At 64.3% G+C, this 23,094-nt stretch carries 21 protein-coding genes; 13 read left to right on the forward strand and 8 right to left on the reverse strand.

Going from position 1 to position 23,094, the window contains the following annotated elements:
* Nucleotides 1-14 precede the first annotated feature (14 nt).
* On the forward strand, nucleotides 15-497 hold the full coding sequence (locus tag DOM54_RS07140) for a carboxymuconolactone decarboxylase family protein (RefSeq protein ID WP_110715656.1): 483 nt from the start codon (nucleotides 15-17) through the stop codon (nucleotides 495-497).
* 116 nt (nucleotides 498-613) lie between these two features.
* The gene (locus DOM54_RS07145) at nucleotides 614-886 is read left to right on the forward strand and encodes an Atu4866 domain-containing protein (RefSeq protein WP_110715856.1); all 273 of its coding nucleotides are present in this window, start codon (nucleotides 614-616) and stop codon (nucleotides 884-886) included.
* Between the two features lie 269 nt (nucleotides 887-1,155).
* Here the strand turns inward: DOM54_RS07145 and mqo (DOM54_RS07150) are convergent, their stop codons facing one another.
* On the reverse strand, nucleotides 1,156-2,760 hold the full coding sequence (gene mqo, locus DOM54_RS07150) for a malate dehydrogenase (quinone) (protein WP_110715657.1): 1,605 nt from the start codon (nucleotides 2,758-2,760) through the stop codon (nucleotides 1,156-1,158).
* Nucleotides 2,761-3,007: 247 nt separating this feature from the next.
* The gene (gene mqo / locus DOM54_RS07155; RefSeq protein WP_420852737.1) at nucleotides 3,008-4,630 is read right to left on the reverse strand and encodes a malate dehydrogenase (quinone); all 1,623 of its coding nucleotides are present in this window, start codon (nucleotides 4,628-4,630) and stop codon (nucleotides 3,008-3,010) included.
* A gap of 464 nt (nucleotides 4,631-5,094) precedes the next feature.
* Here mqo (DOM54_RS07155) and DOM54_RS07160 point away from each other — a divergent pair, with 464 nt between their 5' ends.
* The 5 genes from DOM54_RS07160 (at nucleotide 5,095) to DOM54_RS07175 (ending at nucleotide 8,175) form a co-directional block, all read left to right on the forward strand.
* Nucleotides 5,095-5,595: a DUF6438 domain-containing protein gene (locus DOM54_RS07160; RefSeq protein ID WP_110715659.1), complete on the forward strand. Its 501-nt coding sequence runs from the start codon at nucleotides 5,095-5,097 to the stop codon at nucleotides 5,593-5,595.
* 147 nt (nucleotides 5,596-5,742) lie between these two features.
* On the forward strand, nucleotides 5,743-5,916 hold the full coding sequence (locus DOM54_RS19985; protein ID WP_162619783.1) for a hypothetical protein: 174 nt from the start codon (nucleotides 5,743-5,745) through the stop codon (nucleotides 5,914-5,916).
* A gap of 229 nt (nucleotides 5,917-6,145) precedes the next feature.
* Entirely contained in the window at nucleotides 6,146-6,682 is a 537-nt protein-coding gene (locus tag DOM54_RS07165) for a gamma carbonic anhydrase family protein (RefSeq protein ID WP_110715660.1), read from the forward strand.
* A gap of 172 nt (nucleotides 6,683-6,854) precedes the next feature.
* A complete protein-coding gene (locus tag DOM54_RS07170) occupies nucleotides 6,855-7,181 on the forward strand; it encodes a thioredoxin family protein (RefSeq protein ID WP_110715661.1) in 327 nt (108 codons plus the stop codon).
* A 61-nt stretch (nucleotides 7,182-7,242) separates the two neighbouring features.
* On the forward strand, nucleotides 7,243-8,175 hold the full coding sequence (locus tag DOM54_RS07175) for a DUF808 domain-containing protein (RefSeq protein WP_110715662.1): 933 nt from the start codon (nucleotides 7,243-7,245) through the stop codon (nucleotides 8,173-8,175).
* 22 nt (nucleotides 8,176-8,197) lie between these two features.
* On the opposite strand, the gene DOM54_RS07180 is transcribed toward DOM54_RS07175, so the two are convergent.
* Complete coding sequence (locus DOM54_RS07180) at nucleotides 8,198-8,779, reverse strand: gamma-glutamylcyclotransferase (RefSeq protein ID WP_110715663.1); 582 nt, start codon at nucleotides 8,777-8,779, stop codon at nucleotides 8,198-8,200.
* Between the two features lie 163 nt (nucleotides 8,780-8,942).
* Between DOM54_RS07180 and DOM54_RS07185 the strand changes: the two genes are divergently transcribed.
* Entirely contained in the window at nucleotides 8,943-9,593 is a 651-nt protein-coding gene (locus DOM54_RS07185) for a hypothetical protein (RefSeq protein WP_110715664.1), read from the forward strand.
* Nucleotides 9,594-9,597: 4 nt separating this feature from the next.
* On the opposite strand, the gene DOM54_RS07190 is transcribed toward DOM54_RS07185, so the two are convergent.
* The 3 genes from DOM54_RS07190 to DOM54_RS20250 form a co-directional block, all read right to left on the reverse strand.
* The gene (locus DOM54_RS07190; protein WP_110715665.1) at nucleotides 9,598-9,870 is read right to left on the reverse strand and encodes a hypothetical protein; all 273 of its coding nucleotides are present in this window, start codon (nucleotides 9,868-9,870) and stop codon (nucleotides 9,598-9,600) included.
* A 248-nt stretch (nucleotides 9,871-10,118) separates the two neighbouring features.
* Nucleotides 10,119-11,516 carry a uracil-xanthine permease family protein gene (locus tag DOM54_RS07195; protein WP_338067012.1) on the reverse strand — a complete coding sequence of 466 codons (1,398 nt, stop codon included), beginning with the start codon at nucleotides 11,514-11,516 and terminating at the stop codon, nucleotides 10,119-10,121.
* 89 nt (nucleotides 11,517-11,605) lie between these two features.
* Entirely contained in the window at nucleotides 11,606-12,079 is a 474-nt protein-coding gene (locus tag DOM54_RS20250; RefSeq protein ID WP_110715667.1) for a YkvA family protein, read from the reverse strand.
* A 211-nt stretch (nucleotides 12,080-12,290) separates the two neighbouring features.
* Here DOM54_RS20250 and DOM54_RS07205 point away from each other — a divergent pair, with 211 nt between their 5' ends.
* Entirely contained in the window at nucleotides 12,291-13,565 is a 1,275-nt protein-coding gene (locus tag DOM54_RS07205; protein WP_110715668.1) for a Zn-dependent hydrolase, read from the forward strand.
* A complete protein-coding gene (locus tag DOM54_RS07210; protein WP_240613803.1) occupies nucleotides 13,562-15,001 on the forward strand; it encodes an amidase in 1,440 nt (479 codons plus the stop codon). The genes DOM54_RS07205 and DOM54_RS07210 overlap by 4 nt, the downstream gene beginning before the upstream one ends.
* 23 nt (nucleotides 15,002-15,024) lie before the next feature.
* On the opposite strand, the gene DOM54_RS07215 is transcribed toward DOM54_RS07210, so the two are convergent.
* Nucleotides 15,025-15,993 (reverse strand): AraC family transcriptional regulator, encoded by a 969-nt coding sequence (locus DOM54_RS07215; protein WP_240613804.1) that lies wholly within the window; start codon nucleotides 15,991-15,993, stop codon nucleotides 15,025-15,027.
* 192 nt (nucleotides 15,994-16,185) lie between these two features.
* Between DOM54_RS07215 and DOM54_RS07220 the strand changes: the two genes are divergently transcribed.
* The 3 genes from DOM54_RS07220 to DOM54_RS07230 all read left to right on the forward strand — a co-directional run bounded on the left by DOM54_RS07220 (nucleotide 16,186) and on the right by DOM54_RS07230 (nucleotide 21,594).
* Nucleotides 16,186-17,418: an MFS transporter gene (locus tag DOM54_RS07220; protein ID WP_240613805.1), complete on the forward strand. Its 1,233-nt coding sequence runs from the start codon at nucleotides 16,186-16,188 to the stop codon at nucleotides 17,416-17,418.
* Nucleotides 17,419-17,561: 143 nt separating this feature from the next.
* Entirely contained in the window at nucleotides 17,562-19,226 is a 1,665-nt protein-coding gene (gene pgm / locus DOM54_RS07225) for a phosphoglucomutase (alpha-D-glucose-1,6-bisphosphate-dependent) (protein WP_110715670.1), read from the forward strand.
* 229 nt (nucleotides 19,227-19,455) lie between these two features.
* Nucleotides 19,456-21,594: a methyl-accepting chemotaxis protein gene (locus tag DOM54_RS07230; protein WP_110715671.1), complete on the forward strand. Its 2,139-nt coding sequence runs from the start codon at nucleotides 19,456-19,458 to the stop codon at nucleotides 21,592-21,594.
* On the opposite strand, the gene stpA is transcribed toward DOM54_RS07230, so the two are convergent.
* Nucleotides 21,595-22,866: a glucosylglycerol 3-phosphatase gene (stpA, locus tag DOM54_RS07235; protein WP_110715672.1), complete on the reverse strand. Its 1,272-nt coding sequence runs from the start codon at nucleotides 22,864-22,866 to the stop codon at nucleotides 21,595-21,597.
* Between the last annotated feature and the right edge of the window lie 228 nt (nucleotides 22,867-23,094).

Below are 23,094 nucleotides of genomic sequence, written 5' to 3' on the forward strand. Positions count from 1 at the left end.
AGGGAGGACGCAGGATGACATTGACGACACTGGGGGCATCATGTGCCGGTGGGGCGCTGTGGTTTTCGGCAGCGCTATTCGCCCTCGAGCCGGCGCATGCCGCCGGCGAGCGGGAACGCCTGGAGGCGGGAAGGGAAGTTATCGATCGTCTCAATCTGGGGCAGCCCCAACCCGCGCTGGAGGCCATGCGCGAGGAGTTTCCGTTTCTCGCCGATGCCACCCAGGGCTATGCGCTGGGCGAGGTATGGGGCCGCGAGGTGCTGGATGATCGCACGCGCCAGTTGATCACGGTCGGTGTCTTCGCCGCCCTCGGTCAGCCTGCCTACATGAAGATTCACGCCGGTTACGCCCTGAATGCCGGTGTCAGCGAGGAAGAGTTGAAGGAAGTCATCTACCTGACGACCGTTCATGCCGGATTTCCGCCGGCGATCGCAGCATCCGTCGCTCTGGCCGAGCTGTTCGAGGAGCGGCGCCAGCTTGTCGAGGCGGGGTCATGACCGGCCGCGTCCGACATTTTCGTGGCTACCGAAAAACGGGCATCGGCATTTTCGCCGTCGCGCTGGGCTTTTGGGGGGGCCAGGCATCCGCAGAGGATCACGGAGGAGTCACCGACATGGCAGATCGAACCTATGTTGGCTTATGGACGACGGCAGACGGTCACGTCCGCCACGAGCTGCTACCGAATGGCCGTTACGACGAGGCCAGGGGGACGCGGGAGAGTGCCTACCAGGGCCGATATGAAATCACCGGAGACCATATCGAGTACTGGGACGACACCGGCTTTACCGCCGACGGCGATTTCATCGATGGTGTCCTGCACCACGGTGGGATGGTGCTGTATCGGCAGGAGCCGCGGCCAGCTGAGGAGTCGGATGATGGCGCCTAGATCGCCGCGTGACCCTGCCAGGAAGAATTCCCGGCGGGTCAGTGAAAGCGCCAAGTCCGGCCTGGCTGCCGCGATCGACCATTGGAAGTGGCATTGCTGCCTAGCCGCCAGATAACCCGCGTGGCAGAAAATTGACGACACGAAGCGGTCGGAAAGTGGCCGCTGGTGCCGTGAACGCCACAGCCGACGCGACCGGGTTCCCTGGCTCATGAAAACGCCGCCCGCCCTNNAGGGCGGGCGGCGTTTTCCGCGGAGCGTGCCGACTCGGCTCAGCTGCCGCTGGTTTCCGGTTCCGAGCTTGGCACGGGCGTGGTGGTCAAATCCGGCTCGCTCAGTTCCAGCAGCTCGCGTGACATGGCGCGAACGTCGTAGAGCAGTTGCGGGTTTTCGGTCAGTGCCATGCCATAGGAGGGAATCATCGACTTCAGTTTGGCCTGCCAAGCTTCGCTGGCCACCTGGTCGGGGAAGACCTTCTCGAGCAGGGCGAGCATGATCGACGGTGCAGTCGATGCCCCTGGCGATGCGCCCAGCAATGCGGCGATGGAGCCTTCCGCACCGGTTACCAGTTCGGTACCGAACTGCAGGGTGCCGCCCTTGCCCTCGATATCCTTGATCGTCTGCACCCGCTGGCCGGCGGTCCACAGTTTCCAGTCATCGCGATTGGCTTCGGGATAGTAGTTCTGAAGCTCCTTGAACTGGCCGCTTTCCGACATGCGAAGCTGGCTGATCAGGTATCGCACCAGATCCAGGTTGTTGATGCCGACCTTGGTCATCGGCCACAGGTTGTTGGGCGTGATCGAGCGCACCAGGTCGGTCCAGGAGCCATTCTTGAGGAACTTGCTCGAGAACGTGGCGAAGGGGCCGAACATGATCGCCGGCGTACCGTCGAGGATGCGCTTGTCGATATGGGGCACCGACATCGGCGGAGAGCCGGCGGGCGCCAGCCCGTAGACCTTGGCGTCGTGCTTGGCGACCACTTCCGGGTTGGTGGTGTAGAGGAACTGGCCGCCGACGGGGAAGCCCCCGTACATCCGGGCTTCGGGAATGCCGGACTTCTGCAGCAGCGGCAGGGCGGCGCCGCCCGCGCCGATGAAGACGAAACGGGCGTTGACGCTGCGCTCGTTCTCGCCGTCGCTCGTGTTGGCCACGGTGACTTTCCAGCTGCCGTCCGCATTGCGCTTGAGGTCACGCACCTGCGTATTGACGGAAAGGTGGAAATTATCGCGGCGAGCCAGAGAGTTCATCATCTGGCGAGTGATCTCGCCGAAGTTGACCTCGGTGCCGATCGGCATTCGGGTCGCGGCCACGGGTTCGTCGGTATCACGACCTGTCATGACCAGCGGGATCCATTCCGAGATCTTCTGGGGGTCGTCGGAATATTCCATGCCAGCGTAGAGCGGGCTTTCACGCATCGCCTCGAAGCGCGTCTTCAGAAACGACACGCGCTCGCCACTCCAGACGAAGCTCAGGTGCGGCACCGTATTGATGAAGGAGCGCGGGTTGGCCAGCACGCCTTCACGAACCTGGCTGGCCCAGAACTGGCGTGACACCTCGAACTGCTCGGTGATGCCGATGGCGCGCTGAATGTCGACGCTGCCGTCAGGCTGTGGCGAGGTGTAGTTCATCTCGGCGAAGGCCGAATGGCCGGTGCCGGCATTGTTCCAGACGTTGGAACTCTCTTCGGCCGCCTTGTCCAGGCGCTCGTAGAGATGGATGGTCCAGTCGGGCTGTAGTGACTGGAGCAGCGTTCCCAGAGTGGCGCTCATCGTGCCGCCGCCAATGAGAACGACGTCGACGTTTTGGGTCTCGCCGGATTCGGCGCCAGTCTGGGTCTGCAGGCTGGAGACGAATGTCATGCCGTGACGCAATTTCATGAAGGTTCTCTGTCTGATGGATACGGACAGGCGCGAACGCGACTAGGACGACAGTTTAATGAGGTCGCGGCGTTAGTGCCATGACTATGACAGAGATGGCGCGGTTATAAGGCCGCTTTTGGCTGGATTTGCTATTTAAAATCAGTAGCTTGAATGAAAAAGTTGAACTTCCTGCAGAATTTGAGAGAGGAAACCCCGCACTGTCGGAGGCGGTGCGGGGTCATGGCCTACGTGATGGCGTCGCGGATCAGGTGTCGGTACCTGTACGGGACTCGCCGGCGACCGGGCCGCTCGGTTCGATCGCTTCCTCGGAAGGGGCATCGCCTTCCTCGCGCTCTTCCTTCACCGCCTGCTCGAGAGTGGTCGGCTCCGGGCCACCGCCGGCCAGCGCCAGTGAATTGGCCGTGCGGCGGCGCAGGTCGCGCAGTAGCGCCGGGTTGTCCGCCAGTGGCTGGCCGTAAGAGGGAATGATCTCGTGCAGTTTTTCCTGCCATGCCGCGCTCTCGATCTGCTGTGGGAAGACCCGGCTCAGCAGACGCAGCATGATCGGCGGGGCGGTAGAGGCGCCCGGCGAAGCGCCCAGCAGTGCCGACATGGTGCCATCCTCTGATGCAACCACTTCGGTGCCGAACTGCAGCACGCCACCCTTTTCGGGGTCGTTCTTGATGATCTGCACGCGCTGGCCGGCGGTCCACAGCTTCCAGTCATCGGGGTTCGCCTGCGGGTAGAACTGCTTCAGCGCCTCCATCCGATCTTCGTCGGACTGCATCACCTGGCCGACGAGATACTGGACCAGATTGAAGTTGTCCATGCCGACTTCCATCATCGGCCAGGTGTTGCTGAAGGTCATCGAGCCAAACAGGTCGGTCCAGGAGCCGTTTTTCAGGAACTTGCTGGAGAAGGTCGCGAACGGTCCGAAGAAAATTGCCGGCTGGCCATCGAGCATGCGGGCGTCCATGTGCGGTACGGACATCGGCGGAGAACCTTCCGCGGCAAGTCCATAGGCTTTCACCCGATGCTGAGCGACCACGTCCGGGTTGGTGGTGTAGAGGAACTGGCCGCCGACCGGAAATCCGGCGTACTGCTTGGCTTCGGGAATGCCGGAGGCCTGCAGTAGCGGTAGTGCGGCGCCGCCGGCACCGATGAACACGTAGCGGGCGTTGACGCTGTGTTCCTTTTCGCCATTGGCGAGATCGGCGACCGTGACTTTCCAGGTACCGTCATCATTGCGATCCAGGCCGCGAACTTCGCTGTTGAGCGAGAGCGTGAAATGATCGTTGTCACCGAGCGAATGGATCAACTGACGGGTAATCTCGCCGTAGTTGACTTCGGTGCCGATCGGCATACGAGTCGCGGCAATGGGCTGATCCTCATCGGCACCGTCCATGACCAGCGGCAGCCACTGGCGGATGGTGTCACGATCTTCGGTGTACTCCATCTGCTCATAGAACGGATGCTGGTGCATCGCGGCATAGCGTTCACGCAGGAAGTTCACGTGCTCATCGCCCCACACCAGGCTCATGTGCGGCATGCTGGTGATGAAGGATGCCGGGTCGTGCAGTACGCCCTGGTCGACCTGGTGTGCCCAGAACTGGCGCGAGACCTCGAAGTCCTCGGTGACCTTGATGGCGCGGTCGATGGTGACGCTGCCGTCCTCGAGTTGCGGCGTGTAATTCATCTCGCAGAAGGCCGAGTGGCCAGAGCCGGAGTTGTTCCACGCGTTGGAGCTCTCTTCCGCGACTTCACCGAGGCGCTCGAACAGGGCAACATTCCAGTTCGGTTCCAGCTCCTGGAGATAGGTGCCAAGCGTGGCGCTCATCGTGCCGCCACCAATCAGAACGACGTCGACGGGTGACTCGTCGGCGGCCATCAGCGCCGACGAGATCGTCAACAGGCCCACTCCTGCTGCCATGCTGCGATAAAGTTTCATTGAATGATCCCTGATTCCTGAATGAAGTCGACCACGATCAAAAGGACCCCTCAATCATCGATGAGAAAATGACCGGATCATGATCGAAGGGCAGTCACGAAAGTGTCGTGTTGATGATGCCGACATCACGTTCTGAAGCATTCTGCGATGCAAGCAGTGTGATCTGCCGCGGGCGAGAGTCGGGCGGCATTCTAGGGGGCGGAGGGAGCGCTGTAAATTGTCGCAGGGTGCGTGAATCAGCGCGTAGTTACACGATGATTTTATAAGTTTAATATCCGGGCCGAGAGGGTGCGTGGCATCATGGGGTCGCTGCCTTTTCTAACATTACTGAAAGCTTTTCAGTGTTATTTTTAAACTAGATGAACTAAAGAAATTTCAGTTTCGACAACAAGAGGCGCTCTTGAATGCGATGGAAAATCCACTATCTCGCCGCGGTACTTGGCGTGCTGACGGTCGGCGGATGCGCTCAACAGGACGTGGCAGCGAGCCTTGAGTCGGCCATCACCGCCATTCGATATCAGGTCGGCCCCTGCCATGGAACTTGTCCGGTCTATCGCGTCGATCTGCAACAGGATGGCGCGACTCGCTTCATCGGTGAGCGCTTTACCGCTGTCGAGGGCGAGCGGATGAAAACCAGCGATCCCGAGCGCTTTGCGCTGGTGAAACAGCGTCTCTCGGCTTGGCAGCCCGCCATGGGAACTGCGCTGGAGACGGCCGAGACGCCGCGTTGCGGCCCTCGGGCGACGGATCTCTCCCACTACACGGTGACCTGGATACGCCGCGACGGTGAAACTGCGGTGCTGGAGCATGACAGCGGCTGCCGTTCGGATGACGCGCGCCAGCTCACCGCCGTCCTGCAGTCGCTTCCCGAGACGTTGCAGATCGAGGACTGGGTGCAGCCTTGAACCCCAAACGTCGGCGGGTCGTCGTGGGAGACGTGCCGACACGGTCCCTTCGACCATTCCGTGCTTGACGGCCATCGTTTCGTTTAGCATGCTAATAAGGCGTCGCGACAAAACGTCGCAGGGCGTCCCATTACCGAAGGAGTGGTCATGAAAGCGTTCAACAAGCTGTTTTCGATGTTGGCCGCCATCGTCGTCTCCGCCGTGTTGCCGTTTTCCATGGCAGCGGAGAGCGAAGCCAGCCAGCACCAGAATTCCTATAGCGGTAGCAGTGTCACCACTTCCGTTACCAGCGAGAGCAAGCAGGACGACGAATCCGCCTAGAGGTGACGGGCGAGCGTCGTGGCGAGGTAACGGGCGAGCAGCAAGCGGGATCAAGAGGCCCCGGTGTCGATACGATGCCGGGGCCTCCTTGCGTAGGGGGCCTGCGCTTGCCGAGGCGCGCGAAACCGTCACCGGGTGCCCGGGGACGCGGGCGCTGTGGGGCTAAAGTCGGCTGGTAGAGGGCTCCCGCGCGGGCGAGGATAAGCCTCTTTCTGTCGGAGCCGAGCCCATGCCTGTCTACGTCTATTTCGACGCGGTGCCGAATCTGCCGGACCGGAACCGCTACTGGGTCGCGCCAAGCGCTCACGTCATTGGCCAAGTCGAACTCGGGGAGGATGTGGGAATCTGGTTCAACGTCGTGATCCGTGGCGACAATGACCGCATCGTGATCGGCGCGGGCAGCAATATCCAGGAGGGATCCATGCTGCATACCGACCCCGGTTTCGTCTTGCGTATCGGTCGTGGCTGTACCATCGGTCATCACGCGATCCTGCACGGCTGCACGCTGGGCGACAACACGCTGATCGGCATGGGGGCCACCGTGCTCAATGGTGCGGAGATCGGCAACAACTGCCTGGTCGGCGCCAATGCGTTGGTGACCGAGGGCAAATCCTTTCCCGACAACTCGCTGATCGTGGGCGCGCCGGCAAAAGCCGTGCGCACGTTGGACGACAAGGCGATCGAGGGATTGAAAGCGTCGGCTGCGCACTATGTCGAGCGTTGGCAGGCGTTCTCCCGCGGGTTGAAACCGCTCGACCTCGATTGAAGCGCCTCGGGACCGAGCGAGAGGCGAGCCCGTTCTCTCCCGTTGGCTGGGAGAATTCCGGGAAGGGGCCGGACTCCTCGCGCCGGCGATATTGCCGGCGTTTGCGGTAACTTTCCCCGTTCATGACTACAGTGTGCTGGCAGACTGCAGAAGACCGGGCCGGGAGGGTGCCATGATGAGCGACTACACGACGGACGAACCGGATCGCGAAGCCCTGCGTGCCACCCCGGGGCCTGTCGTGGTCGAATTCGGCGCGCCCTGGTGCCCCTGGTGTCAGGCTGCCCGGCCACGGATCGACGAGGCGTTCGAGGGCAGCGAGGGCCTGACGCACTTCAAGATCGAGGACGGCAAGGGGCGCCCGCTGGGCCGAGCCTTCCGGGTCAAGCTCTGGCCGACGCTGATCTTCCTGCTGGATGGAGAAGAGATCGCACGCTGCGTACGTCCCGAATCAGCGGAATCCGTGAAGCAGGCGCTGGCGAAAATCGTCACGTCGGGGTGAGGGTTTCCGCTACGCTTGGCATCATACAGCCGTACTTTGATCAATCGACAGGGGAAGACTCGTGGCCGCAGGCAGTTTACTGACATTACTCGACGACATCGCCACGCTGCTCGACGACGTATCTCTGATGACCAAGGTCGCTGCCAAGAAGACGGCGGGAGTGCTGGGTGACGATCTGGCGCTCAATGCCCAGCAGGTCACCGGCGTTCGCGCCAATCGGGAACTGCCGATCGTCTGGGCGGTAGCGAAGGGGTCTCTGCGCAACAAGCTGATTCTGGTCCCTGCGGCATTGCTGATCAGCGTGGTCGCTCCCTGGTTGATCACGCCGCTGCTGATGTTGGGGGGCGCGTTTCTCTGTTACGAAGGGGCGGAAAAACTGGCCCACAAGTTTCTGCACGACGGGGGAGAAACCAGCAAGGAGGCGGTGCGGGCCGCGGCGCAGCTCAAGTCGAGAGAGGAACGGCTGGCTTTCGAAAAGGACAAGATCCAGGGCGCGGTTCGTACCGACTTCATCCTCTCGGCGGAAATCATCGCCATCACGCTCGGCTCGGTGGCCAGCGCCAGCTTCCTGCAGCAGGTCGTGGTGCTGGCGATCATCGCCGTCGCCATTACCGCCGTGGTCTACGGGCTGGTGGCAGGTATCGTCAAGCTCGACGATCTCGGCCTCTATCTCACCGAGCGTGGCACGCGTGTCGCCCAATCGATCGGCCGTGCCATCCTGTGGGCGGCACCCTATCTGATGAAGCTGCTGTCGATCGTCGGCACCATCGCGATGTTCCTCGTCGGCGGCGGTATCCTGACCCACGGCATCCCCTTCATTCATCACGGCATCGAGGATCTCGCCGAGGCGCCCGGCGAGATCCCGGGTATCGGCACGATCATTCAGCCGTTGACGCCCATGCTGCTGAATTTCGGTTTCGGTCTCCTGGCCGGTGCGCTGGTGCTTGGCGTCGTGGAGTTGATCAAGAAGTTCCGGTCCGGTGGCGGCCACTGACGCGGGCGGTCGCTGGTTCACATCAGCGATAGTTGCCGAGTAGCGCGCGCTCCAGGGCGAACACGTGGTCGTCCTCGAACCCCAGCTCACGCAAGGCGGCGGCCAGATTGAGCAGGTAATCGCGATTGGGACCGCTGGGGCCGTGGGATTCGGCAATCTGCCGCGCGATGGCCGCTTCCTCGGCGGGGCCTAAATAGGCCGCGTTATCCTCTCCCGCCAGATAGACGACGCCTTCGGTCCGTTCGATCTTGTCCGAGGGCGCGTCTTCGAACGTCATCTCGGTCACCACGCGCAGGTAGCCATTCTTCTCTCGAACATCCAGCGGCTCGAACACCCGGGGCGAGATGCGGTAGGCCATGCCGTGGCAGACGGCGTCGTCTTCCGGAACCAGTGTTACCACTCTTCCCGGTGCTTCCGGCGTACCGCGATGATCGTGGGAGCCTTGCCAGAAGCGACGCGTCCAGCCGCGAATCGATGCCGGCCGGCGCTCCAGATAGTCGAAATCCGCTTTCCAGATCAGTGAGCCGTAGCCAAAGAGCCATACCGACTCGTGCTTGTCGAAATAGGTCATCCGGCGGTTATGGGCGGTGGTATCGAAAGACATGGGACTCCATTGCAGAACGCTGGCAAATGCGCAATATGCGGCGGCAGGGGAGACATCTCAAGGCCGCTTCTCGCCCTCGGCGCACGCGAATCAGCCAGCGGTCGATTTGACAGGGTGCGCGCTGCTGCCATGTTGAAAGTTCGTACGGCTTCGAGGAGACAACATGGCTCGCCAGAGACGAATCGTCGAAGTTCTGATGCAGCGTCACGGCCGAACCTTCGCCAGTGAACTCGGCGTCGACCTGCGCAAGAACACGCCGTCGCCGCTGTTCCGCCTGCTCTGTTATTCGCTGCTGACCAGCGCGCCGATCAGTGCCGCCCTGGCGATGCGAGGCGCCCGGGCGATGGCCGAGGCTGGCTGGACAACGCCACGGAAGCTGCAGGCAAGCGACTGGGCGAGTCGGGCGCGGGTGCTCAACGAAGCCGGCTACGCCCGCGTCGACGAGAAGACGGCCACCCAGCTGGCCGACATGAACGCCGCGTTGCTGGACACCTACGCTGGCGATCTGCGCAAGCTTCGGGAAGCGGCGGCGGGCAGCCCGAAAGCTCTGCGCAAGCGGCTCAAGACGTTCAAGGGGATCGGCGGCACCGGTGCCGATATCTTCCTGCGCGAGGTCCAGGCGGTATGGGATGAATGCTATCCCTACGCCGACAAGGCAGCGCTCTTGGCGGCCGACAAGCTGGGACTCAAGGCCGATGCGGGGAAGCTCGCCAACAAGGTGCCACGCGAGGATTACCCCAAGCTGATGGCCGCACTGGTTCGTTGCAAGCTGACCAAGGATATCCAGGGCGTGCTGGAGGCGGCGGACGCCTGACTGCCTACCACTGCCTGTCAGGGGCGCTCAGCCATTGGCTCACCGGGCCGATACCGTCGGTGCACCAGGGTTCGCTCAGCCGGGTAATGAAAAAGCGAGTCTGCTTGCCGAATGCCCGACTCAAGCGGGAGCGCAGGAATTCGATCGGATCGGTCGACTCGATCAGCCAGGTGGTGCGGAACAGCACAATGGAGTCGAACCGCCGGAGCATCGACTCCAGGCGATGACGATCCATTCTCCCCAGCGGCCTGTCGAAGGTCAGGCAGTAGATACCCATGGCGTGCTCCTTGCTGCCGAATTACGCTTTGTCTGAAAAATGCCTGCGCTCAACCATACGGCGTTGAAAATCGGCTGGGGCGCCAGCCCGGTCCTTCTTTCGCCGATTTTTGCCTTGTCTGGCTATCGCTCGTCGATTCTCAGACAGAGCTTAGCCAGATCCAGTTCAGGGTAGCTCGTTCGCGGATCGATTGTCCTTATCGCGGATGAAGTCGGGAAGCCCCGCTGACGCCTGCCTGCCCACCCGGCTCAGGGCTCGGCAGGGCCCGTCGTGGCGGGGTCATCGTCCGCCCGGGGCAGGACCAGGTTGAGCATGATCGAAGCCAGCGCGCCCGGGATCAGACCTGACTCCAGCAGCACGCCGATCTGCTGCGGTGCACCCTGGTAGAGCCCGCTCTGGGCCGGCAGGCCGATCGCCAGCGCCAGCGATACGCCGACGATCAGCATGTTGCGCTTGTTGAACCTGGCGTGGGAGAGCATTTTCACCCCGGCGCTGGCAATCATGCCGAACATGATGATCACCGCGCCGCCCAGCGCCGCCGCCGGAATGGCCGATACCAGTGCTCCCAGCTTCGGCACCAGCCCCGCCAGGACCAGAAAGCCGCCGCCGAGCGCGACGACAAAGCGGCTGGCGACCCCAGTGAGCGCCACCAGGCCGACGTTCTGGCTGAAGCTGATCTGCGGGAAGGCGCCGAACAGCGCGGCAAAGCTGCTCGAGAGCCCGTCGGCCATGACGCCGCCGGAAAGCTCCCGCGCTGTCGGTTCGCGCTCGGCGCCGCCGATCGCCGTGCCGGAGATGTCGCCGATCGACTCGGCACAGGTGACCACGGCCATCAGCGTGATCGCCAGGATCGCCGCCGGATCGAAGGCAAGGCCGATCTCGAAGGGGATCGGAAGCTGGAACCAGCCGGCTTCGGCGACGCGGGAAAAATCGAGCAGACCCATCGGTGCCGCCGCCACGCAGCCGACCAGAATGCCGATCAGTACGGCGGCCTCGGAGAGAAAGCCCCGGCAGAACTGGTGGAACGCCACGGTCACCACGAACACCAGCGCTGCCAGCAGCAGATGGTGCGGTGAGCCGAAATCCTCGGCACCGACGCCGCCGCCCACGTAGGCAAACCCCACCGGCAGCAGCAGGATGCCAATCAACAATACGAAGGTGCCCGACACCACTGGTGGGAAGAAGACGCTCAAGCGCCTGTAGCAGAGTCCCACCACCGCCATCGCCAGCCCGCCGATCAGGGCGCCGCCGAACACCGCCGGCAACCCCTGGTTGGCGGCGATCGGAATCATCACCGGCACGAAGCCGAAACTGGTACCCATGACGATGGGCAGACGGGCGCCGAGAGGGCCGATACCGAGCGTCTGGACCAGGGTCGCAATGCCCGCGACGAACATCGCCATCTGGACCAGAAACACCGTATCCGCGCCGGATAGGCCCGCCGTGCCGGCGATGATCAGCGGCACGGCGGCATTGCTGACGAACATGGCCAGTACGTGCTGTATACCAAGAGGGATGGCTTTTCGCAGTGGCGGGAAATAGTCGACGTCGCGTAACGGATTTTTATTAGTTATTTGATTTTCTTCGAATTGATGCGATGAATCCGACCGCTCTGGGCTATCCAGGCTCATGATTGACTCCCACATTGATTGTTTTTATCTGCTCCTGAAAAACTACTGTAGATTGTTTTTGTGTACAAAAAAACTGCTGCTGGGGTATCGCTGCGACGGCCGCTTCAGCGCTGTTCCTCGGGCCACCAGCGCGCCAAGGCGGACTCCGCCTGGCATTTGATCTCCTCGTCGATATAGATCGATACCGCCACCAGAGCGGCAGCCAGCACGCTGGCATCATCGGTGTAGCCGACACCGGCAATGAAGTCGGGAATGGCATCCAGCGGCGAGATGAAATAGCCGAGCGCGCCGATGATGGTCGACTTGGCCCACAACGGTACATCGGGGCGCTTCAGCACGAAATAGAGCTGCAGCGCCTTCAGCGCCACCTCGCGGCCGGCGCGTCTGCCGAAGCGGGTCATCTTCCGCCAGAAGCGCTCGTCGCTGTAACTCTCGGCACGGCTTTCGAGCACGCCAGCGCGAGCCTCGTTCTCGTCGGGAAGCGTATCAGCTGCCCGGGGCCGATCCAGCAGAGGCCCCGTGTCGTCGTGAGGCAGCGTGGGAGTGCTGGTGGGGAATACGCGGGGAGGGCGGGGCATGGTCGGGCTCCATCATCACGAGCAGTCGCCGTAGTCTAACGCACGTCGGCGCGTCTCGGCTTGCGGCGAGCTTGATCCGACGCTGGCGGCAACGTCATGATCGATTGATACGTATCAATAGTAAAAACTGACAATCGCCGACTGACGTTCAAGCACAATACCCCTGGCGCTGAGACTCGCCGTGCTTCATCTCGATGATAAGGACAATGACATGAACGAGACACTTTCGACTGAGGTCAGCGTGCCCGCCATCAATGGCGAACGCCTGTGGCAGGCATTGATGGAGCTGGCCCTGATCGGAGCGACCCCCGAGGGGGGCTGCAATCGACAGGCGCTGACCGAGCTCGACCGCGAAGGCCGCGAACTGCTGATCCGCTGGTGCGAGGCCGAAGGCCTGATCGTGCGCTTCGACGCCATCGGCAACCTCTTCGCTCGCCGCGATGGCAGCAACGCCGACGCCGACCCGGTCGTCATCGGCAGCCATATCGACACCCAGCCCACCGGCGGCAAGTACGACGGTTGCTTCGGTGTGCTGGCGGCACTTGAGGTCATCCGAACGCTCAACGCCAACGGCATCGAGACCGAACGGCCGATCGAGCTGGTTTCCTGGACCAACGAAGAGGGCTGCCGTTTCGCGCCCTGCATGATGGGCTCCGGCGTGTTTGCCGGTCAGCTCACTCTGGAAGATGCCCTGTCGCGAACGGATGTCGACGGCATCACCGCGGGCGAAGCGCTCGCGGCGATTGGCTACGTCGGGGACGATGCCAATCGCCCCGGCCAGTTCGCGGCCTATCTCGAAGCGCATATCGAACAGGGGCCGATCCTCGAGGACGAGGGCAAGACCATTGGTGTGGTCACCGGGGCGCTGGGACTGAAGTGGTTCGATGTCACGGTGACCGGCATGGCGGCCCACTCCGGCTCGACGCCGATGCATCTACGCCAGGATGCGCTGCTGGGCGCGACCCGGGTGGTCGAAGCGGTCAACCGGATCGCGCTGGCGCATCAGCCCGACGGCCGCGGGACGGTGGGGGCGTTTCAGCTGCTGCCCAACTCGCGCAACGTGATCCCCGGCCAGGTGACGCTGAGCGTCGACTTCCGGCACAGCGAGGGCGAGGTGCTGGAAGCGATCGTCAACGAGTTCCGCCAGACGCTGAACGCCATCGCCCGCGAGACTGGCCTTTCCATCGAGATCGCGCCCACCGCCGATTATCCGCCGCAGCATTTCGCCGCCGATTGTATCGCGGCCGTGCGCCAGGGCGCCCTGGCCAACGGCTACGCACATCGGGATATCGTCAGCGGCGCCGGGCACGATGCCGTCTTCATCGGCGATATCGCGCCGGCGGCGATGATCTTCATTCCCTGCGAGAAGGGGATCAGTCATAACGAGAGCGAGTACGCCACGCCAGAAGATGTCACCGCCGGTGCCAATGTGTTGCTGCACGCGACGCTGAATCTGGCTGGGCCTGTGGCCGGGGCGGTGGCATGAGCGGCGACGAGAACAACAGCATGCGCGATCCAGCGACGACCGAGCTGGCCGATCTGACCGCCCTCGAGGCCCTGGCGCTGTTCGAGCGGAGCGAGCTCTCGCCGGTGGAGTTGACCCGGGACTGCCTGGCGCGAATCGAGCGCCACAACCCGATCGTCAACGCTTTCTGCCATGTCGATGGTGAGGGCGCGCTGGCGGCGGCACGGGCATCGGAAGCCCGCTGGCAGCGCAAGAATCCGATGGGGCCGCTGGATGGCGTGCCCAGCACGATCAAGGATCTGACGTTGACCGCCGGCATGCCGACCCGCAAGGGCTCGACGACCACACCACCCGACGGACCCTGGGACGTTGACGCGCCCTTTACGGCGCGGATGCGGGAGGCGGGTGCCGTGCTCCTGGGCAAGACCACCACGCCGGAGTTTGGCTGGAAGGGGGTTACCGACAACCCGCTTTACGGCATCACCCGCAATCCGTGGAATCTCGAGCTGACCGCCGGCGGGTCTTCCGGTGGCGCCGCTGCCGCCGCGGCGCTCAACCTGGGCATGCTGCATCAGGGCAGCGACGCCGGCGGCTCGATCCGGATTCCATGCGCGTTCACCGGCACGTTCGGCATCAAGCCGACCTTCGGCTGGATACCCCAATGGCCGGCCAGCGCCATGACGACCCTGTCGCACCTGGGGCCGATGACGCGCACGGCAGCCGACAGCGCGCTGATGCTCTCGGTGGTCGCGCAGCCCGATGCGCGGGATGGCTACGCCGGTCCCGCCTGTCCACTCGACTGGCTGGCCGCCGCGCCGCGCCGTCTGGACGGCATGCGCATCGCCTACAGCCGTGATCTGGGTTACGTCTCGGTGGCGCCGGATATCCTGCGTGCCGTGGAGGCGGCGGTCGAATGGTTGCGGGCCTTGGGCGCGGAAGTGATCGACGTCGATCCGGGGTTCAGCTCGCCCAAGATGAGCTTCGATACACTTTGGCACGCGGGCGCCTCGCGGCTGCTGGACGGCTTGAGCGACCCCCAGATCGAAGCGTTGGACCCCGGCCTGCGTGCCATCGCCGAGCATGGCAAGACGCTGTCGCTGACCGATTACCTGCTCGCTCGCGAGCAGCGCTCGGCCCTGGTGGCGCAGATGGCCGAGTTCCACCAGCGCTACGACCTGCTGGTGACCCCGACGCTGCCGTTGTCGGCCTTCGCCGCCGGTCATGAAGTGCCACCCGGCAGCGATTATGTCGACTGGGTGGACTGGACCCCGTTCAGCTATCCCTTCAACCTCACCCAGCAACCCGCTGCCTCGTTGCCCTGCGGTCTGGACGACGACGGCTTGCCGGTCGGGTTACATCTGGTGGGGCCGCGCTATCGTGATGACCGCGTGATGGCCGTGGCCCGGTTGCTGGAAACGCAACTGCCCAGGTTGGTGCCGCCGCTGGCGATGGCGTGACACGTCGGGCGCCAGCGTGGTCGTCAGCCGCCCCGTGCCTCGCCCGGGGTCTGCCCGGTCGCGCGTTTGAACGCGCGGCTGAAGGCGGCCTGGGAGCCGTAGCCCAACTGCCAGGCGACTTGATCGATGGAGAGGCGCTTCTCGCGGATCCACTGCGTGGCGAGTCGCATCCGTAGCTGCGTCACGTAGCCCAGCGGTGACACGCCCAGGGCCGTGCGGAAGCGCTCGGCGAAGGCCGAGCGCGAGCTGCCCATTTCCGCCGCCATGTCGGCCACGCTCCAGTGGCGTCCTGGTTGGCGATGGACCGCAGCGATCACCTTGCCCAGGCGCGGGTCGCGCAGCGCCTCGACCCAGCCGCCGATCTCCGCACAGCCGCATTCGACCCAGCCGCGTACGATACTGGCGGCCACCACGTCCGCGAGTCGCGACAGGATGCCGGCGGCGCCGGCCCGGCTCAGGCTCGCCTCGCGCTCCATCGCCTCGAGCATCGGTAACACTTCCGGGTAGCGCGACAGCAGCGTTCCCACGTGCATCACGGCAGGCATCATCGAGATCAGGGGTTGCATGCCGCCAAGATCGAACTGCATGCAGCCGCTGAACAGTCGCACGCCCTGGCCGTGCTCGAGGCGCGCCGAGCCGTCGTCGATACAGCTGAACGAGTCGCAGAGCGGGATGGCGTCGATCTGCTCGATATCACGACTCTCCACTTCGGGGGAGGAGAGCAAGCAGTGATGTCCGCCGCGCGGCAGCAGCACCGCATCGCCGCTCTCCAAGCGCTGCACGTCGTCGCCGATTCGCAGGATCGCCGAACCTTGCGCGATGAAGTGAAATTGCGCGCAGGTGGCATCGGTGTCGAAGGCAATGGCGAACGGCGCTCTCATCTGCACGCGCCGATAGCTCAGCCCGGAAAGACGCATCCCGAGCAAGAGCGCGTTGATCCACTCGCTGGACTTCCGCGGCGGCGGCTGTCCCACCGTCGGGGTGTCGGGCACTCGACTCTCGGCCGATGGCGCGTCGGCCGATCGGCGGTCGGGGGACCCGGAGCGCGGGGAGGACGACTGAGAGATGGAGGGTTTCATCATGATTTCGGACTTTTGATCAAAGATCCCGGAGCTTTGATGATAGCGGATCTTGCGATGCTACTTTAGTCTACGCAGCATCTCAATGTTCAATGGATGTCTCGCATGACCACTAAAGACTCGCACGATACGCGCCCGATGGGGGCGTCCCGAGCGGCCTGGAGCGCCGTTTTCTCGTTGACACTGGGTGTCTTCAGCCTGGTGATGGCCGAATTTCTGCCGGCCAGTCTGCTGACCCCGATGGCGGACTCGCTCGCGATCAGCGAGGGCCAGGCGGGGCAGGCCGTCACGGTGACGGCGGTGGTGGCACTGCTGTCGGGGTTGCTGGTGACCTCCGCCACCCAGCGACTCGACCGTCGCCACGTGCTGCTGGGATTTTCCGGGCTGATGATCGCCGCCAATCTGCTGGTCGCCTACTCTCCGGACCTGATCTGGCTGCTGGCCGGGCGGGTGCTGCTGGGCGTGGCGCTGGGCGGATTCTGGGCGCTCTCCGCCGCTACCGTCATGCGACTGGTGCCGGAGCACGACGTGCCGCGCGCGCTATCGCTGCTGTTCACCGGTGTCCCCATCGCCACCATCAGTGCCGCGGCGCTGGGCAGCTATCTCGGCGACCTGGTCGGCTGGCGCAACGTGTTTCTGCTCGCGACGGTGATATCGGTACTGACGCTGGTCTTCCAGTACATTACCTTGCCGTCCATGACGCCGGAGCGTCCCACCCCGCTCGGCACGCTGGTGAGCGTAATGAAACGACCGGGCATGATGGTCGGCATCGTGGCTATCCTGCTGGTGTTCTGTGGCCATTTCGCTTTCTTCACCTACGTCCGTCCGTTTCTCGAGGGCGTGTCGCACATGGGAATCAATGCGCTGTCATCGACCCTGCTGGCGTTCGGGGTGGCGAATTTCGTCGGGACCTTGGCCGCGGGGTATCTGCTTGAGCGCAGCCTGCGTCTGACATTGGTGCTGATGCCGTTGATCATGGGCTCGCTGGGCTGGTTGCTGGCGACGCTGGGCGGCTTCTCGTTGGGGACCGATGCCCTCATGGTCGCGCTGTGGGGCTTCGCCTTCGGTGCCGTGCCGGTGGCCTGGTCGACCTGGATCACTCGTGTCGTGCCGGACGAAGCCGAGAGCGGCGGTGGCTTGATCGTCGCATCGATCCAGTTGGCCATTGCGCTGGGGGCGGCCGTAGGCGGCGTTGTCTTCGGCATCGGCGGCGTGCTGGCCGTCTGCGCCACTGCCGGCACGCTGCTGCTGGCCGCGGCCGCACTGGTTCTCGCTGGCGTGAGAACGAGGCCGATACCCGCTGGCGAAGGCGACACGGTGGTGGCGAGCTGCCAGTAGGCGACAGGCTGGTGTTGTCGGTGCGACCGACCGGGCGAGGTGAGACGCGGCAAGCATGGCCGGGCTCATCTTGCCTGTCGGGCAGTGAAGATGGTCTGCTATAAGAAAGGCATTCCTCCCCAGACCATCGAAAGGAACTAACGATGAGCATCGACTCACAAGCAGGACGCTTGCCGGACGAGCACAGCCTCGCCAACATTCCGCGCCTGGTGTCTCGCTACTACAGCGAGCGACCCGACCCCAGCGACCCGGGTCAGCAGGTGGCTTTCGGCACCTCGGGCCACCGCGGTTCCTCGTTGAAGACCAGTTTCAACGAATGGCACATCCTGGCCACGACCCAGGCGATCTGCGAATACCGGGAGGCGCAGGGTGTCGACGGCCCGCTGTTCATCGGCATGGATACCCACGCACTCTCCGAGCCGGCGTTCTGTTCGGCGCTGGAAGTGCTGGCGGCCAACGGCGTCGAGACGCGCATCGATGCCGGTTGCGACGAGACCGGTGGCGAGGTGGGTTACACGCCGACGCCGGCGATCTCCAACGCCATCCTGGTCTACAACCAGGGACGCAGCGGCGGGCTGGCCGACGGGATCGTCATCACGCCTTCGCACAATCCGCCGGGCGATGGCGGGTTCAAGTACAACCCGACCAACGGTGGGCCGGCCGATACCAACGTCACCAAGTGGATCCAGGAACGGGCCAACGAACTGCTCGCCGGCGGCCTCGAGGGCGTTCGCCGTATCGGCTATGCCGAAGCCCTGAAGGCGCCGACCACCCAGCGTTTCGACTATATCGAGAGTTACGTCGGCGGCCTCGACAAGGTCATCGACATGGCCGCGATCCGCGACTCCGGGCTCAGGTTCGGTGTCGATCCGCTGGGCGGTGCCGGGGTGCATTACTGGCCGCGGATCGCCGCGAAGTACGAGCTGCCGCTGGAAGTGATCTCGACCACCGTCGATCCGACCTTCCGCTTCATGCGCGTCGACTGGGACGGCAAGATCCGCATGGACTGCTCGTCACCCCACGCCATGGCCGGGCTGATCGAGAACAAGGATCGCTTCGACGTCTCGTTCGCCTGCGATACCGATCACGATCGCCACGGTATCGTCGCCCGCTCGACCGGATTGCTGAATCCCAACCACTATCTTGCCGTTGCCATCGAGTACCTGTTCACCCATCGCCCGAACTGGGGCGACAAGGCCGCCATCGGCAAGACCCTGGTGTCGTCGTCGATGATCGATTACGTCGCACAAGGGCTGGGTCGAGACGTGGTCGAGGTGCCGGTGGGCTTCAAGTGGTTCGTCGATGGCCTGATCGAGGGTAGCCTCGGCTTCGGTGGCGAAGAGTCCGCCGGCGCCTCGTTCCTGACCCTGGACGGCAAGCCCTGGTCCACCGACAAGGATGGCATCATCCTTGGCCTGCTTGCCGCCGAGATCACCGCCGTCACCGGCAAGGATCCGGGCGAACGCTACCAGGCGCTGACCGAACGCTTCGGTGCGCCGGTCTACGAACGCGTCGATGCCCCGGCCGACCGCGAGCAGAAGGCCAGGCTCGGCAAGCTGTCGCCCGAGCAGGTCAGTGCCGATACGCTGGCCGGCCACCCGATCACCCGCAAGTTGACCGAAGCGCCCGGCAACGGCGCTGCCATCGGCGGGCTCAAGGTGGTCACCGACGCCGGCTGGTTCGCCGCACGTCCCTCCGGCACCGAGGACGTCTACAAGATCTACGCCGAGAGCTTCGAAGGCGAAGCGCATCTCAAGCGGATTCAGCAGGAGGCCAAGGCGCTGGTCGACGAGGTACTGGCGGGCTGACGCCGGTTTCGGGACCGGGAGACCTCGCTCTCCCGGTTCCGCCCGCCGGTCGCTCGACCGTCATCCGGACCGGCCAGACGTCCCTCGGCAAGTCGCGATGCAACGTCGTGTTGCCGAGCGCGAGCCGTTTTCGCCGAAAACCTAAAGTTGCCTTCGACATGGGCGATATCTCCTCTGTCAATTTCGATGCCGTGCCCCGGGCGGCGCCTTCCTCTGGCAGGGATATCCCATGCATTTCAAATCTATACGCACACTGGTCACGCTCCTGGTGGGCGCTTGTGTCGTGCTGGTCGCCGCTGCCCTGGTGGGCTACTCCTTTTACGCCGACGCGCGCTCGCAGGCCCTGGTGGACGCTCGCACCCATGCGCTGCTCGAGTCGAGCATCGACCGGCGCCTCTCCGCCGTGGCCGGTCGCCAGGCCGAAAGCATCCAGGCCCGGCTCGAACACGCGCTGACCCTGGCGCGAAACCTGGCCAGTACCAATGCGCTGATGGGCGAGGTCGACGATCAGGGCCGGCGTCGGCTTCTCCTCGGTCGCGACGAGCTTTCCAACCTGGTGCGACAGACGGTCGTCGACAATCCCGATCTGCTCGACGCCTTTATCGGCTGGGAGCCCAATGCCTTCGGCAGTGATCGCTACTACACCGGGCGAGAGGATGCCGGCTACGGCGAGGATGGCCGCTTCATGCCGTGGTGGTATCGGACCGAGGATGGCAAGGTCGCGGTGCTGCCGCTGGGCGAGACGATGGATAGCAGCAAGACAATGGACAGCGGTGCGCGAGAAGGGGAGTACTACCTCTGCCCCAAGGAGACCGGCAAGCCCTGCATCATCGATCCGGCACCCTACGACTACAACGGCCGTAGCCTGATGGTGACCTCCTTCAACGTGCCGATCATGGTCGATGGCCAGTTCCGCGGCAGTGCTGGCGTCGACCTCTCCGTCGACTTCATCCAGGGACTGCTGGCCGATGCCAGCCGCTCGCTCTACGACGGCGCCGGCGACTGGACCCTGGTCGCCCCGCAAGGTGGAATTACCGCCCGCACCGGCGAACCCTCCGGCGTGGGCAAAAACGCGGAGACGTTGTTCGATGCCGCCATCAATGCCCGGCTTGCCGAGGCGCGTCAGGGGCAGCCGGTGCTCGACAGCCACGATGGCCAGATCGAGATGCTCTGGCCGTTCACCGTCGGTCCGGCCGGCAGCAAGCCATGGATACTGATGATCCGGCTGCCCCAGAGCGTGGTCATGGCCGGGCTGACCGACCTACGCCAGCAGCTCGCCAGCCAGCGTCACCACGACACGCTCGCGATGCTCGCGGTGGGTGTCGGCGTGGCGCTGCTGGGCCTGTTCTCCGGTTGGCTGCTCGGCGGTAGCCTGTCGCGGCCGCTCAGACGACTGGCATTGCGCATGCGCGAAATCGCCTCCGGCGACGGTGACCTCACCCAGCGCCTGCCGGTGCGCGGCCGCAACGAAAGCGCCGAACTGGCGATCCAGTTCAACGCCTTCGCCGACAAGATGCACGAGGTCATGCTCGAGGTCCGCGAGAGCAGCGAGTCGGTACGCGCCGCATCCCGGGAGATTGCCAGCGGCAGCGAGGATCTGTCGCGCCGCACCGATGCCATGGCGGCCAGCCTGCAGCAGACATCGGCCTCGATGGAGGAACTCACCAGTACGGTCGACCACACCGCGCAGTCGGCGCGCCAGGTCGATCAAATGGCGGTATCCGCCACCGACGCCGCGCGCCGCGGTGGCGAGGTCGTCGGTGACGTCGTCAATACCATGGGTGAGATCGAAGCCTCATCGCGCCAGATCGCCGAGATCGTCACCACCATGGATGGCATCGCATTCCAGACCAACCTGCTGGCGCTCAACGCCTCGGTGGAGGCCGCTCGCGCCGGTGAGCAGGGCAAGGGATTCGCGGTCGTCGCTCAGGAAGTGCGCAATCTTGCCAGCCGCAGCGCCGACGCCGCGCGCCAGATCAAGTCGCTGGTGGATGTCGCCAGTGGCAAGACGCAACTGGGCGCGGAGCGCGTCCGCCATGCTGGCGAGGCGATGGAGGAGATCGTTGCCAGCATCGCCCGGGTGACCGACGTGCTGGGCGAGATCAGCGCGGCGACCAGTGAGCAGAGTCAGGGTATCGGCCAGGTCAATCAGGCCGTGGCGGAGATCGACCAGGTCACCCAGCAGAATGCGGCGATGGTTCAGCAGACCGCGACGGCGGCGGCCGAGCTGCGTCACCAGTCGCAGCGTCTGGCCGTGACGGTGGGGGCGTTCCGGCTCGCCGACGTACCGGCACCCGCCTTGAGCGGGGAGACGGCATCGACGCCGCCGCGATTGCAGCCGTCTCGGCGTGCGGTGCCGGCTGTTTGATCAGCGCCTCGCGGCCAGCTCGCAGAAGAAGTCGATATACTGGGTGTGGCCCTCGGGAAAGATCACATCCAGTGTCAACGGGTCCTCGGCATCGCTGATTCCTTCCAGTGCCGGCCAGACTTCGATGTCGGGATTCCCGGCGTGGCGTGCCAGCCGCCCGGCGTCGACGCCGGCGCGACGAACCTCGCCACCGCTGCTGTCGACATAGAGTACCCGGTTGCCGCTGTCGAAAGCGTCTCCCAACTGCTGGATTAGCGTCAGGAAACCACGGTCGCTGCCGCCGCGCTGGCGCTCGCTGCGCGCATCGCCAGACGGAACGAACGATGTCACGGTATCTCCCACCCCGACGATGCGTGGCATCAGCGCGGGATCGAAATGATCGCGGGCCAGCTTCAGCAACGCCGCCTGATCGCGGGGTGCCTCGCGGGCGTTGAAGCCCTCGCCCAACGGGTAATGCCCGGCGTGGCGATGGTAGTAGCGGTTGAGGATGACCAGCACCCCCACCTCCTTGACGCCGCCGCGCAGCATCAACTGGAAATCGGTGGTGCCGGCACCTTCTCCACTCTCGGCACCCTGGCGCAGGCGCTCGTTGCCATCGCCATCCTGGCCGGCATTGGGCGCGTAATGGATGAAGAAGGCGTCGCCCAGCCCCGACTGGCGGGCAGCCTCCAGCCGCTCCTGCATGAACTCGGCAACGTCGGCCTGCAGTGTCCGATAGTGCTCCGGCGTCGCCTGCCAGTGGCGCTGGAAGACATTGAGGTTGAGCGTCGGCGAGGCGAGGTTGTCGAGTACCGCCGCGGCGATCAGGTCGCGTCTCGCCTCGGACGGCAAGTCGTAGGGTGGCCGCGACAGCAGCGACTCGAGGAACGCCTCGGCCCGACCGGGAAACGTCTTCAAAAATGCCAGCTCGGCGTCGCTCACGCCGGGGTGCGACACCGACCCGAAACGGTCCTGCCACTGCACGCCACCGGCGGCCAGTCCGGGCAGGTAGCGCCCTTGCTCGCCAGCGCGATCCGGCGTCTCGAACAGCGCCTCGACGATGCCATTCACGCCGCGGGAGCCGATGTGTTCACCGTTGGTCAGCACGAAGAAATGGCCATCGAGCCGGCGGGTGGCGTCGAGGTAGCGCCGCTCCAACTGGCGCGTCAGCGGATTGCCGACCAGTCCCATGCAGACACCGTCGAGGTCCTGGATGACGAGCAGGTTGTCGGTGGCCGCCAGTTCGTCCAGCAGGGCGGCATGATCGAGCGAGAAAGGGCGAGTCAGGGGCATGATGGGCGCCTTGGTCGGGGCGAGTGATGGATGGCGGTATCGGGCGAATGTTCACCAGTATAGCGTCAGCTCGTGGTCCGAATAGCGACGGTTTGCCCGACCGGGGCGCCCCGACTAGGCTTCTTGGTGGGCGTCGCCCAGTCTGCGCGACGCCCAAATGATCCCAGAACGTCAGTGCAAGACGCTCACGCCCGGATGGCGTGTTGATCGCCCGAAGCGGGGACATCC

The sequence above is a fragment of the Salinicola acroporae genome, from assembly GCF_003206615.1.
GTDB classification, from domain to species: domain Bacteria; phylum Pseudomonadota; class Gammaproteobacteria; order Pseudomonadales; family Halomonadaceae; genus Salinicola; species Salinicola acroporae.